This is a genomic window from Dactylosporangium maewongense, assembly GCF_039531485.1.
GTDB classification, from domain to species: domain Bacteria; phylum Actinomycetota; class Actinomycetes; order Mycobacteriales; family Micromonosporaceae; genus Dactylosporangium; species Dactylosporangium maewongense.
In genome coordinates this window covers 243236-255681 of record NZ_BAAAQD010000007.1, presented here as the reverse complement: position 1 = coordinate 255681, position 12446 = coordinate 243236, and the positions used below count along the sequence as shown (strand labels likewise).

The 12446-nt window shown below is 72.7% G+C and carries 11 protein-coding genes and 1 pseudogene; 3 read left to right on the top strand and 9 right to left on the bottom strand.

All coding sequences use genetic code 11. The annotated features are described in order from the left end of the window. Positions 1-148 precede the first annotated feature (148 nt). Genes ABD332_RS19915 through pnuC form a run of 7 tightly spaced genes read right to left on the bottom strand, consistent with a single transcriptional unit; the run spans position 149 to position 7236 of the window. The gene (locus ABD332_RS19915; RefSeq protein WP_344503482.1) at positions 149-1024 is read right to left on the bottom strand and encodes an STM4011 family radical SAM protein; all 876 of its coding nucleotides are present in this window, start codon (positions 1022-1024) and stop codon (positions 149-151) included. Beyond that, positions 1021-2331, bottom strand: coding sequence for an STM4012 family radical SAM protein (locus ABD332_RS19910; RefSeq protein WP_344503481.1), 1311 nt, complete (start codon positions 2329-2331; stop codon positions 1021-1023). Before ABD332_RS19910 ends, ABD332_RS19915 begins: the two co-directional genes overlap by 4 nt. Then, the gene (locus ABD332_RS19905) at positions 2331-3125 is read right to left on the bottom strand and encodes an STM4013/SEN3800 family hydrolase (protein ID WP_344503480.1); all 795 of its coding nucleotides are present in this window, start codon (positions 3123-3125) and stop codon (positions 2331-2333) included. Before ABD332_RS19905 ends, ABD332_RS19910 begins: the two co-directional genes overlap by 1 nt. After that, positions 3122-4606 (bottom strand): STM4014 family protein, encoded by a 1485-nt coding sequence (locus ABD332_RS19900; protein ID WP_344503479.1) that lies wholly within the window; start codon positions 4604-4606, stop codon positions 3122-3124. Before ABD332_RS19900 ends, ABD332_RS19905 begins: the two co-directional genes overlap by 4 nt. After that, positions 4603-5529, bottom strand: a complete 927-nt coding sequence (locus ABD332_RS19895; RefSeq protein WP_344503477.1) for an STM4015 family protein — start codon at positions 5527-5529, stop codon at positions 4603-4605. Before ABD332_RS19895 ends, ABD332_RS19900 begins: the two co-directional genes overlap by 4 nt. A 10-nt stretch (positions 5530-5539) precedes the next feature. Beyond that, a complete protein-coding gene (locus ABD332_RS19890) occupies positions 5540-6625 on the bottom strand; it encodes an AAA family ATPase (RefSeq protein ID WP_344503476.1) in 1086 nt (361 codons plus the stop codon). Continuing rightward, the gene (gene pnuC, locus ABD332_RS19885) at positions 6622-7236 is read right to left on the bottom strand and encodes a nicotinamide riboside transporter PnuC (protein ID WP_344503475.1); all 615 of its coding nucleotides are present in this window, start codon (positions 7234-7236) and stop codon (positions 6622-6624) included. Before pnuC ends, ABD332_RS19890 begins: the two co-directional genes overlap by 4 nt. Before the next feature lie 21 nt (positions 7237-7257). Here pnuC and ABD332_RS19880 point away from each other — a divergent pair, with 21 nt between their 5' ends. Beyond that, complete coding sequence (locus tag ABD332_RS19880) at positions 7258-7551, top strand: antibiotic biosynthesis monooxygenase family protein (protein WP_344503474.1); 294 nt, start codon at positions 7258-7260, stop codon at positions 7549-7551. 4 nt (positions 7552-7555) lie between these two features. Here ABD332_RS19880 and ABD332_RS19875 read toward each other — a convergent pair whose 3' ends face one another. Both ABD332_RS19875 and ABD332_RS19870 read right to left on the bottom strand, forming a co-directional pair. After that, positions 7556-8407 (bottom strand): hypothetical protein, encoded by an 852-nt coding sequence (locus ABD332_RS19875; RefSeq protein WP_344503473.1) that lies wholly within the window; start codon positions 8405-8407, stop codon positions 7556-7558. A gap of 267 nt (positions 8408-8674) precedes the next feature. Beyond that, positions 8675-8917 carry a hypothetical protein gene (locus ABD332_RS19870; protein WP_344503472.1) on the bottom strand — a complete coding sequence of 81 codons (243 nt, stop codon included), beginning with the start codon at positions 8915-8917 and terminating at the stop codon, positions 8675-8677. A 128-nt stretch (positions 8918-9045) separates the two neighbouring features. Here ABD332_RS19870 and coaE point away from each other — a divergent pair. Together coaE and uvrB are read left to right on the top strand one after the other, a co-directional pair. Further along, a pseudogene (gene coaE, locus ABD332_RS19865) lies at positions 9046-9615 on the top strand (dephospho-CoA kinase); the annotation flags it as partial. Positions 9616-9923: 308 nt separating this feature from the next. After that, positions 9924-12077 carry an excinuclease ABC subunit UvrB gene (gene uvrB, locus ABD332_RS19860; protein WP_344503471.1) on the top strand — a complete coding sequence of 718 codons (2154 nt, stop codon included), beginning with the start codon at positions 9924-9926 and terminating at the stop codon, positions 12075-12077. Positions 12078-12446 lie beyond the last annotated feature (369 nt).

The following is a 12446-nucleotide window of genomic DNA, read 5'->3' as shown; positions in this document are numbered from 1 at the left end:
CGCTCGAGGGGCCGCTCCGGCGGCCCTTCAGCGTCTCCGGCGCTTGGGCCACCCTAGGCCGCCTCCCGGCGACCAGCACCTTCTCGTCCGCAGACATCGACCACCGACTGGCCGCTGCTTCGACGTCCCTCAGCCATCACCCGGCGTCTCAGGCGCTGCCCGTGGCGGCGGCGTGCGGGACGGACCAGAGTGGCTGCTCGTGGGGGATGCGCTCCAGCACCCCGCCGGCGAACACGGTGTACAGGGGCAGGCTCCGCAGGTGCACGTAGCCGATGTGGCAGTCGCACTCCTCCTTCGGGCAGGGCGCTGTGGTGCGGCGCCAGGTGTCGTCGTACAGGTTGCCGAGTGGCTCGGGCACGAAGTGGCACCGGCGGACCGTGCCGTCGCCGAGCACGGAGATCACCTCGTCGCCGGTGCGGCACGCGCGCCCGCGGGACCGGTGCGGCCTGACGCTGTAGCCGAACAGCGGGTCGATCGCGTTCCACGCGGCCTCCTCCGCCGGCGTGTACGTGTGCCCGTCGGCGGCGTTGACCCACAGGTACACCTCGGGAGGCAGCGACGCACGCAGCGCCTTCGCGTCGGGAAGGTGCGCGGGCAGGCCGACGACGCCGACGGAGTGCCGGATGCCGTGCCGGCGCAGCGTCGCCACCTGCAGCAGGAAGCGCTCCAGGCTCGTCTGCCCGGGGTGGTACGTGCACCACAGCGCGAGCGTGTCCCGGTCGGCGTCGGCGACCCAGCCGAGCCGCCCCGCGAGGTTGGTCTGGATCGCGGCCCGCCCGACGTGCGGCAGGTGCGACAGCCGGACGAGCGCGGCCCGGTACCAGGACCGCGTCAGCCCCTCGCCCCACGGCGTGAACAGCACCTCGGTCGGCTCGGCGGGGTGCGACTCGACCCAGCCGACGAACCGGTCGAGCGCGGCCCGGTCCTCGCGCAGCAGTTCGGGTGGGTCGCGCCGCTTCGCGAACGGGCAGTACGGGCAGTCGTAGTTGCAGCTCGCGAGCGGGCCGCGGTACAGGATCTTCATCGCGGCACGTGCCCGGCCATGGCGGCGCGGACGCCTGCGGAGATGAGCCAGGGCCCGATCGCGTCGGAGTGCGCGAGCCCCTCGGCGGTGAGCCGGTACCCGTCGAGGTGGCCGCTGTCGCGGAGCAGGCCCAGCGCCGGGAAGTCGTCGTCGACGCCGGTGCCGAACCGCGCCCGGTACGCCGCCGGCTCCACCCCCGACGCCCGCAGCAGCGACTTGAGCAGCCAGCGGCGGCGCTGCTCGGTGCCGTCGAGCACGAACCCGACCTCGGCCACGTCGAAGTCCTCCGCCGGCCGCGCCAGGTAGTCGTCCAGAATGCCCCGGACCTGCCGGACACTCACCGCATAGTCGAACGAATAGTGCAGTCCCGTCGTGTACGACCTGGCCCCGCACCCCAGTCCGACCATGCCGTCGTCCTGGCAGCAGTACCCGGGACCGGCGGAATCGCCGATCGGCGCGGCGTCACGCCGCCGGAACGCGCGCATCGACTGCTGCTCGTAGCCCGCGTCGGCGAGCAGGTCGACGGCGTGCCGGTAGAGCCCGAGCCGCTGCGCGTCCCATTCGGGGTCGGGCGTGCCGGGGGCGCGCCGGCCGAGCCCGGTCATCGGCCGCACGTACAGCGGGTACAGGTACAGCTCCTCGGGCCGCCACGTCAGCGCCGTGCGCAGCGACGCGGTCCAGGTGGCGGCGGTCTGACCGGGGATGCCGTAGATGAGGTCGATGTTCAGCTCGGCCGGACCGGCCGCGCGGATCGTGTCGAGGGCCCGGTCGACCTCGGCGCGACGCTGCGGCCGGCCCGCGGCGTGCGCCTCGGCGTCGAGGAAGCTCTGCACGCCGATGCTGACCCTGGTCGTGCCGCGCTCGACGAGGACCGCGAGCCGGTCGGCGGTCGCCGTGGCGGGCGACGTCTCCACCGACGTCGGCACCGCGCGCAGGTCCGCGCCGGTGGCCCGCTCGACGGTGTCGAACAGCCGGCTCAGCTCGGCCGCCGTCAGGTACGTCGGGGTCCCGCCGCCGATCGCGGCCCGGGCGTAGCTCGCGCCCGGCACGGCGGCGGCGACCCGGCCCGCCTGCCGGGCCATCTGGTCGAGGTATGCGGTGACCTGCTCGGCGGGCGGCCGCGCCCTGGTGAACAGGTTGCAGAACCCGCACCGCATCTCACAGAACGGCACGTGGACGTAGAGGAACAGCGCGTCCGTCGCCTCCGCCGCCCACACGTCGGCGAGCGCCGGCCGGGGACGCAGCGGCCGGTATGCGGTCTTGTGCGGGTACGCGTACAGGTACCCCTGATACGGAGATCCGAGCATCACCACTCCCCCAGCTCGAGCGTGAACTCGGCGTACGGCACCGTCCACACCACCTCGTGCGCGAAGCGGTGCCCGATGTGCCCGTCCTCGCCGTACGCCGTGCCGTGGTCGCTGCACATGATCACGTGGCACGGCCGGCCGCGGGACGTGACGAGCCCGAACAGCGTCGGCAGGTGCCGGTCGACGTATGCCAGCGCCGCCCCGTGCGACGCGACCGTGTCCTCGGCGGCGCCGGGCAGGTAGTGCCGGTTGGGCTGATGCATGGCGGCGACGTTGACGAACGTGAACAGCGGCCCGTCATCGGGCAGCACCGTCTTGAGCCGCTCGAGCTGCGCCTCGAAGCAGCCCGGGTTGGTGACCCCGAAGTCCCGCGTCCAGTGCGCCTCGTCGAAGAGCCCCGGCAGCACCCCGCCCTGCGCCGACGTCATCGCGAAGAAGCCCACGCCGCCGACGCAGATGGTGTGGTACCCCGCGGCCCGCAACCCGGTGACGACATCACCCTCGTCGAACTCCCACGTGTCCTCGCCGACCGTCGTGCTGCCCGGGAAGCGCGCCGCGAACGGCCGCTCGTGCGGCCCCGGCGTCACCGGTGTCGGCAGGAACCCGCCGAAGAACGCGTGGTGCGCCGCATACGTGAACGACGCCGGCGTGTGCCGCCGCTCCCACTCCCCACCGGGAAGCACCTTCGCCAGGTTGGGCGTCTGCCCGGCCCGCAACTGCCCGGCCGCGACGTCGTGCCGCAGCGTGTCCAACGTGACGAACAGCAGGTCATGGCTTCCGACAAACCTCTTCACCGCACAGCCCAGCTCTCCGTGGCGCCTCCACGAGCAGCCGCACCCGCCGCTGATTCACCACGCGGAGCCCCCTGCCCGCCGACCGCAACGCCGGAAACGCCCGACCCGGCAACCACAACGCGGGGAACACCCGGCCCAGCGACCACGCCACCCAGAGCACGCTGCCCGGCAACCACGTCACTCGGCCCGGCAAGCACGACATGCGGCAGGCGCGCGGCAACCGTGCCACGGGCGAACGTCCCAGGCAGTGCCGTGACCGTAGCGGGTTCGCTGACCCGGATCGGCGCGCGCACGGTGCCGCCGGCCAGCTGCGGCAAGGCAATCAGCCGCGACGACTCGCGGCCGACCGACTGCGACGGCTGGTCAGCGACGACCTGCGCCTGCACGCCTGCTACCGGAGACGGCGGCGCAGCGGTGACCGAAGGCGACGGGGCGGTGAAGCGGCCGGAGAGGAGGGCGTCGAGCTCTGCGGAGTACGTGTCGCGGCCGGCGACGAGCAGCCCGGGCAGCAGGTCGCCGAACGCGTTGACCTCGGCGACGGCGTGGGTGCCGTGGTCGCGGCCGAACATCAGGTCCACGCCGACGTGCAGGCTGCCGGGGAAGCAGGCCGCCGCCGCCTCGCAGGTGCGCATCGCGGCCGCCCAGTGCTCCTCCCCCACGGCGGCCCGGACGCCGGGCAGGTCGCCGCGGGCGTTGCCCAGGTGCAAATTGGTCATCGGGGACCTGCCGGTGCGCACGACGACGTGGCTGACCCGGCCGGCGACGACGAGCACCCGCAGGTCGAACACGAGCCCGTCGTGCGACGCCTTCGGCAGCCACCGCTCGACGTGCAGGCCGTCGACGGCGAGCCGGTCGACGATCGCGGCGATGGTCCGCTCGTCGGTATACCTGTGCACCCGCAGCTCGTTGTAGAGCTTGCCGCCGTCGAGAGCCGCGGAGGTGTACGCGACGACCCGCCCCCGCTCGCGAGCCCCGCCGAACCCGAGCGCGACGACCCCCGACGCCGACGACCCGTGCGGTGGCTTGACGAACACCCGCCGCCAGCCGCGCTCACGGATCTCCTCGTAGCCGGCCGCGGCGAACGCGTCGGGCACCGCCACGCCCCTGGACCGCAGCAGCGCGTGGCACCGCCGCTTGTCGAACATGACGTCGAGCTCGTCGACCGCGGTCAGCAGCGGCACGCCCCACGCCTCGACCCGGCGGGCCGCCGCGACGAGGCCGCGGTGCCAGGCGGCGAGCCCGACGATCTCGCCGTGCGCGGCCTCGCTCCCCGCGCCCCGCAGCAGCCGGTCGGTCTCGGCGTCCTCCCCCGGTGACTCCAGCCGGATCCAGCTCGACCCGCCGCCGTCGACCCGCGCGCCGGCGCAGACGTCACGCCAGCTCACGACCGTGGGCTCGGGAAGTCCCGCGGCGACGGCCGCGTCGCGGAACAGCCTGACCCGCCGGTTGCCGGGAACGCCGACGACGGTGATGGCGGTCATTCCGACACTGCCGTGTAGCGCTCGCCGTCGTCCTCCTCTTGCTGGTCGGACAGGTCGACGTCGACGCCGGGCAGCTCGGCCCGGAGCCGGTCGGCCAGCTCGGCCGAGACGAAGTGGTGGGACAGGTCGAGCCGTCGCAGGTGGGTCAGCGGCTGGCCGAGCAGGAGCGCCTCGGCGCCCCGGTCGGAGAGGATGCCGAGGGACAGGTCGAGCTCCTCGAGGCGGGGCACGACGGGCGCGCCGGCGAGCGCGGCGGCGACCTGGTCGGCGATCTCGGCGTTGCGCAGCGCGAGCCGGCGCAGCCGGGGCATGCCCGAGCCGCTGAGGACCGGCGTCAGGTCATCGACGGTGATGTCGCCGCCATACTCGCTGACGCCGAGCCACAGCTCCAGGTCGGTCAGCGCCGGCAGGTGCGAGTCGACGACGCCGCGGAGGAAGGCCGCGGGCAGGCCGCCGCTCTCCACCGCCAGCTCACGCAGGCGCATGTGCCGCACCGGCGACAGCTGCAGCCCGTCGGCGCCGCGGATGCGCAGGATCTCCAGCCCCGGGAACGCGGCGAGCAGCGGCGCCACGTCGGTGTGGTTGATCCAGGAGATCTCGCACTCCTCGCCGGTCATCTCGCCGATGAACAGCGCCCGCAGGTGCGGCAGGCGGGCGCGGGCGGCGATGAGCAGGTGCAGGGGCGGCGCGGTGTCATACGCCTCGCCCCACTGGCCGATGACGAACGCGTGGATGGACTCGCCGCCGACGACGTCGAGGCACCGGTCGAGGGTGGAGCCGAACACCTCCTCGCTGTCCTCATAGTCCGTCTCGATCCGCCACGCGACGGCGCTGCGCGGGGTGCCAGCCCGGTCCAGCTTGTCGACGACGCCGGGCCCGAACTGCATCACCGGAAGCCCGGCGAACGTCGTGATGTGCCTCATGCGCGGGACCCTAACAGGACCCCCCGACATTTCCCGGCGACCGGCGGGGCAGCTGCGGCGCGGCGAACCGCCAACCCTGCGTGAGCAGCTCGTCGCAGGCCGCGAGTGCCGTGCGCAGTCGCATCCGGTACGTCCCGGTCAGCTCGATCCACGGGACCCGGCCGGCGGCGAGCTCGGTGCGGAACCGGTCGGTCATCCACCCGCGTAGATGCTCGCCGTCACGCATCCCGTCGTCCTCGAAGGGCACGTCGTCGTCGGGGGTCAGCAGGTACAGCGCGGGCTCGCGGGCGGCGGCGCGGACCTCCGGCGAGGCGGAGCCGAGGTAGCGCTCCTCCCAGACGGCGGTGGCGAACGCGTCGGTGTCGCAGATGAGCAGCGGCCCGCCGCCCCGGGCAGCGGCGTCCTCCGCGGCGTTCTGCTCGCGCACGACGGTCAGGAAGTCCTCGCGGTCCCAGACGAGGTCCTCGACCTTGACGCCGCCGGCCATCTTCAGCTCGGTGAGGGTCCGCCCGTGCTCCGGGACCCAGCGCGTGCCGGCGAACGCTCCGCCGCGCAGTCTGAGCTGGGCGGCGAGCGCCCGCGCGAGGGTGGTGGTGCCGGTCGACTCGGCACCGACGACGACCACCCGCCGGGCCAGCCAGCCGCGTACGGGAGGGGCCAGGAACGCCCAGTTGGCCACCGGATCGGCGCGGACGGCCGTGCCCGAGACCGGCACACCGTGCCTCGGCGGGTCGACCGGGACGTGCCGCGCGTCGAACCGTCGGGCGAGCTCATCGCCGTACAACTCGGATGAAAAAACCAGGTCGACCTGCACCGGACCGACGGCCCCGCGGAAGACCTCGTAGTGCGCCTGCCAGATGTCGGGGTCGTCGTAGTCGATCGGCAGGTCGCAGTACACGCCGGCGAAGCGCACGTGCGGGCTGGCCGAATGGACCTCGCGCAGCCAGTCGAGGCGGGTCTCGAGCGGGATGGACTCGGTGCTCGACGGTGCGACGACGACGGTGACGCGGTCGCATGTACGGGCAGCGGTGTCGATGAGCAGGTGGTGCCCGGCGTGCGGCGGGTAGAACTTGCCGACGACGAGGCCGTGGGTCACGCCGGCACCGTCTCGCGCCGCGGGTCGAGGGCCTGCCGCCACGCGCGCAACCCCAGGACGCACAGGGCGAGGAAGGCGAGGTAGAGCACCGCGGTGAGCCACAGGTCCTTGTACCCGTAGAGCGGCACGTAGACGACGTCGACCGCGATCCACAGCCACCAGCTCTCGACGAGCCGGCGGGTCTGTCCGTAGGTCGCGAGCAGGGAGAGAGCGGTGGTCGCGGCGTCCGGCCACGGCACGGTCGAGCTGGTGAAACGGTCGAGGTACCACCACAACGCCACGGTGAGCGACACACCGGCGACAGCGAGTGCACCCCATTCGACGCGGGTCGTGCGACGGACTACCGTCGTGGCACCGGGACGCCACCGCCACCAGCCGTAGGCGCCGAGCACCACATAGACCACCTGAAGCCAGGCGTCGCCGTAGAGGCCGACGTGCCAGAACGCGACCATGAGCAGCAGCACGTTGGCGATGCCGATGGGCCAGTTCGCGATGTGCTGCCGCACGACCAGCCAGACCGTGACCAGCCCCGTCAGGAACCCCAGCAGCTCCGCCCATGTGGTGGGGGCGCCGAAAGCGTGGAAGGCGGTGGATGTGAGCCAGTCGAGCACGATGTCCCCTACCCTGTCCGAATGGTTCTGGAAGTTGCACTCATCGACGTGCTCGCCGGTCGCGAGGACGAGTTCTCCGCCGCGTACAGCAAGGCACACACACTGCTCGCGACCACCCCCGGCTGCCGGTCCGTGCGCATGACACGCGGCGTCGAGTCACCGACCCGGTTCGTGCTGCTGGTGGAGTGGGACTCGGTCGACGCGCACCTGGACAACTTCCGCGCCACCGACCGCTTCACGCAGTGGCGCGGGCTGCTCGGGCCGTTCTTCAACGGCGCGCCGACCGTCGAGCACTTCGTCGACGTGCCCGCCTGACCGGTCAGTCGCCGGCCTTTTTCCACACGGTGAAGTCGAGGTACGTGGTGTAGAGCTGGCCGCTGACGACGGCCTCGCCGGACCGGGGCGTGAACCAGCCGAACCGCTGGTCGCCGGTGCGGACGCAGACCTTCGTGGTGGGCAGCAGCGCGCTGAGCAGGACCCGGTCGCCCCACTGGGCGGCCGGGACCGCCGAGCAGACGGCGAGGGTCGGCGTAACCAGGACGGGGGCGAAGGCCGCGCCGCCCACGGCGGTCAGCCCGAGCGCGCCGGCGGCCATGTCGGCGCCGGACGCCTGCTTGGCGCCGTTGTCGAAGTCGAACGTCTCGTCGGGCTGCCCCGCGAGGACGGTCATCCGCACGGTGCCGGCGCGCAGCACGTCGGTGACGGTGCCCTCCGGCACGGGGCTGGTCACGACGGCGCTCGGGTCGGGGGTGCCGGCGCTGAGCGCGGGCACGGGCGATCCGTTGGCGTCGAGGCTCGGGGACCCTGCGCCCCCCGCAGCGGCCCCGGCGGTGGCCCCGGACCCGGCCGGCGTCGTCGCCTCGGTCAGCGGCGCGGTGGCGGCACGGTTCTCACCGGTCGGCGTCTGCGTGTCGCCGGACGACTTCCGGGTGGCGAGCACCCCGCCCACCGCCGCGGCGAGGAGCACGATCAGGCCGATGACCAGGGCGGCGATCCGCCAGCGGCGGCTGTGCACCTCCGGGGGCGGCTCGGCGGCCGCGGCCGGCGGCACTTCCTGCGGTGCCTCCTGCGGCGCCCGCTGCTCTTCCTTCGGGGGAGTCGCCTGCCTGGGGACGATCGCGTAGGCCGAGGTCGGCCAGCCGGACCCGCCGTCGAGCGGCGAGTCCGACATCCAGCCACGCCGGCTGCGGGGTCGCGGCGGCGACCCGTTGACCTGGTCGTGGCTCGGCTCCGTCGGCGGATCCTGCCGTGGGGGGTGTCCCGGCTCCATGCAGCGCGTCCTTCTAGTCCTGGCGTCGGTGCAGATCGTGCACTTGCGCACGGCACTCGTGCACTCGCCCGGGCAGAGTATCGCTGACAGCCCGCGTCTCGCGCCACGGCTGATGGCGTTGATGACCCACCGTTCGGGTGCCCGCCTGCACCCGCTCGGGTCGCCTGGTCAGCGCGCCAGCATCTGCGCGACCGCGGTCGCCCCCGACGCCGCGTACCAGCCGCTGACCGCGAGTACCGCCAGCACGGCGGCGGCGGCGAAGATGCCCGCGGCCTCGGTCGTCGACCGGCGCAGCGAGCGGCCGCGGCGGTGCCGTGGTCCCTGTTCGGCCACGTCGGCGGCCGCAATGATCATGGTGATGTCACGGCGCCCCAGGCCCGGCCGGCCGATGCAGTGTCGCCCTTGTGTCATGTTCGCCCCGCTATGTCGTCTTCCTCAGCACGGAGGTTATCTCCGCAAATGCCGTTTTCCGCGCCGTACACGCCGGAGATCACCTGACCGGTGCGCGGCGGGTCCGTCCGCTCTGCTGTGATGGGCGGATGAGGATGGTGGGGCTGACCGGCGGCATCGGCGCCGGTAAGAGCGCCGTGGCGGAGCGGCTGGCCGCCCTCGGCGCCGTGATCATCGACGCGGACCGGCTGGCGCGCGAGGTCGTGGAGCCCGGCACGCCCGGCCTGGCCGCGGTCGTCGAGGCGTTCGGCGACGACGTGCTCACCGCGGACGGCGCGCTCGACCGGGCCGCGATGGCGAGCCGGATCTTCGGCTCCGACGAGGCGCGCGCGACGCTGGAGGGCATCGTGCACCCCCTCGTCCGGGCACGGACGGCCGAGCTGGTCGCGGCCGCGCCTGACGGCGCCGTCGTCGTCAACGATGTGCCACTCCTCGTCGAGAAGCAGATGTCGCGCCTGTACGAGACGGTGGTCATCGTGTTCGCCTCGCTTCCCACGCGGCTGGACCGGCTGGTGCGGTTGCGCGGGATGACGCCCGAGGAGGCCCGGGCCCGGATCGCGGCGCAGGCGACGGACGAGCAGCGGCGGGCGGTCGCGGACGTCTCGATCGTCAACGACGGCACACCGGCCGAGCTGGACGCGGCGGTCGCGGCGGCTTGGCCCTTGATCGCCGGCGCCGCCTGACGTCTGCGCCCCTGACGCAGGGGCGCTCGCGGCGGCCGGTCGCGCGTGTCGCGCGATCCATCCACGGTGCGCTCGCCGACCGTGACGGGCCGGGGCAGCAACCTGGCGCCGGGAGGGCCGGACCGAGTAAATGGCCGGCCTGCTCTCCGGTCGGCCGCCGCGAGCGGCCTACAGCTCTACGGTAGTCCGGTGATCTTCCCCACACAATCGCCAGGTTGAATACGATCAACCACCCAGGGCGAGGAACCCGAAAGTTGTCATACCCCCCGCGTACGGTTGGGGTCATGGCGCTCGACATTCCCCGCTTGGACAACCGCTTCGAGGTGGTCAGCGAATACGTTCCGTCCGGCGACCAGCCCGCCGCCATCGAGCAGCTGGCGCGTCGCATCCGGTCCGGCGAGCGGCACTCGGTGCTGCTCGGCGCGACCGGCACCGGCAAGAGCGCGACGACCGCATGGCTCGTCGAGCGGCTGCAGCGCCCGACGCTCGTGCTCGCCCACAACAAGACCCTCGCAGCGCAGCTGGCCACGGAGTTCCGCGGCCTCATGCCCAACAACGCGGTCGAATACTTCGTCAGCTACTACGACTACTACCAGCCCGAGGCCTACATCCCGCAGACCGACACCTACATCGAGAAGGACTCGTCGGTCAACGAGGAGGTCGAGCGGCTGCGCCACTCCGCGACGATGAGCCTGCTGACCCGCCGCGACGTCATCGTGGTCGCGACCGTCTCCGCGATCTACGGTCTGGGCACGCCCGAGGAGTATCTGGACCGGGCCGCCAAGGTGACCGTCGGGCAGGAGCTCGAGCGCGACAAGCTGCTGCGGCGGCTGGTCGACATCCAGTACACGCGCAACGACCTCGCGTTCAACCGTGGCACGTTCCGGGTCCGCGGCGACACGCTGGAGATCATCCCCGCCTATGAGGAGCTCGCGATCCGGATCGAGTTCTTCGGCGACGAGATCGAGCGCCTGTCCTACCTGCACCCGCTGACCGGCGACGAGATCCGCCAGGTCGACCAGCTGATGATCTTCCCCGCGACGCACTACGGCGGTGGCCCCGAGCGCATGGAGCGGGCGATCTCGCAGATCGAGGTGGAGCTGGAGGAGCGCCTCGCCGAGCTCGACCGCGAGGGCAAGCTGCTGGAGGCCCAGCGGCTGCGCATGCGCACCACGTATGACATCGAGATGATGCGCCAGGTCGGCTTCTGCAACGGCATCGAGAACTACTCCCGCCACATCGACGGCCGTGAGGCGGGCAGCCCGCCGCACTGCCTGCTCGACTACTTCCCCGACGACTTCCTCACCGTCATCGACGAGTCGCACGCCACCGTGCCGCAGATCGGCGGCATGTATGAGGGCGACGCCTCACGGAAGCGGACGCTCGTCGAGCACGGGTTCCGGTTGCCCAGCGCCCAGGACAACCGGCCGCTGCGCTTCGACGAGTTCGAGGAGCGGGTCGGCCAGACCGTCTACCTGTCGGCGACCCCCGGCCCGTGGGAGCTCGGCCGCACGCAGGGCGAGTTCGTCGAGCAGGTCATCCGCCCGACCGGCCTCGTCGACCCGCAGGTCATCGTCAAGCCCACCAAGGGCCAGATCGACGACCTCATGCACGAGATCAACCAGCGGGTCGAGCTCGACGAGCGGGTCCTCGTCACCACCCTGACGAAGAAGATGGCCGAGGACCTCACCGACTACCTGCTGGAGCACGGCATCCGCGTGCGCTACCTGCACTCCGAGGTCGACACCCTGCGCCGCGTCGAGCTGCTGCGCGAGCTGCGGCGCGGCGAGTTCGACGTGCTCGTCGGCATCAACCTGCTCCGCGAGGGCCTCGACCTGCCCGAGGTGAGCCTGGTCGCGATCCTCGACGCCGACAAGGAAGGCTTCCTGCGCTCCGGCACCAGCCTCATCCAGACCATCGGCCGCGCCGCACGTAACGTCTCCGGCCAGGTCCACATGTATGCCGACAAGATGACCCCGTCGATGGCCCTCGCCATCGACGAGACCAACCGGCGCCGCGACAAGCAGATCGCCTACAACCTCGCCAACGGCATCGACCCCCAGCCGCTGCGCAAGAAGCTCGGCGACATCCTCGACGACATCTACCGCGAGGCCGAGGACACCGCCGGCGCCGTCGTCGGCCACGGTCCGGGCGGCGCCATCACCGTCGGCGGCGGCCGCCAGATGAGCCGCGGCAAGTCCCCCGAGAACACCCGCGCCCGCCAGAAGGGCGGCGGCACGAAGGGCACCGCCGGCGCCGCCACCCCAGCCCGCGCGGGCATGGCCCGCGCCGAGCTCGCCACCCTCATCCAGGATCTCAGCGACCAGATGCTCGGCGCCGCCCGCGAGCTGCAGTTCGAGCTCGCCGCCCGCCTCCGCGACGAGGTCTCCGAACTCAAGAAGGAACTCCGCGCCATGGATGTAGCCGGCGTCAAGTAACCACCCACCCCGTCCCCGGCACCGCGCGCAGCGGCTCCACACCTACCGGAGCCGCTGCACGCCACGGCCTCCCAGGCCCGCACGCAGGCAGCACCCGCACCGACCAGCGCCCCCGCCTGCCGTCGTCCGTGGCGGCGGGCGGGGCCAGCGGCGGGCGGCGGACGGGGCCAGCCGCGGACGGGGCCAGCGGCGGGCCGCGGGCGGCGCTCCACACCTACCGACGACACCGCCTGGTGCCACGATGTCAGGGGCGACGGTGGGCACGGCGACCATCGGCAGACAGCACGTCCGCGCCCGTTCAGAGCCGCCCCACACCACCGCCTCCGGCTACACGCGGGCAACGCTCACTCCCACCAGCGGCACCCACCC

Coding starts and splice junctions, on each gene's coding strand:
- ABD332_RS19915 (WP_344503482.1), bottom strand. CDS start 1,024: ATGAAGATCCTGTACCGCGGCCCGCTCGCGAGCTGCAACTACGACTGC.
- ABD332_RS19910 (WP_344503481.1), bottom strand. CDS start 2,331: ATGCTCGGATCTCCGTATCAGGGGTACCTGTACGCGTACCCGCACAAG.
- ABD332_RS19900 (WP_344503479.1), bottom strand. CDS start 4,606: ATGACCGCCATCACCGTCGTCGGCGTTCCCGGCAACCGGCGGGTCAGG.
- ABD332_RS19895 (WP_344503477.1), bottom strand. CDS start 5,529: ATGAGGCACATCACGACGTTCGCCGGGCTTCCGGTGATGCAGTTCGGG.
- ABD332_RS19880 (WP_344503474.1), top strand. CDS start 7,258: ATGGTTCTGGAAGTTGCACTCATCGACGTGCTCGCCGGTCGCGAGGAC.
- ABD332_RS19875 (WP_344503473.1), bottom strand. CDS start 8,407: ATGTCGGACTCGCCGCTCGACGGCGGGTCCGGCTGGCCGACCTCGGCC.
- ABD332_RS19870 (WP_344503472.1), bottom strand. CDS start 8,917: ATGACACAAGGGCGACACTGCATCGGCCGGCCGGGCCTGGGGCGCCGT.
- uvrB (WP_344503471.1), top strand. CDS start 9,924: ATGGCGCTCGACATTCCCCGCTTGGACAACCGCTTCGAGGTGGTCAGC.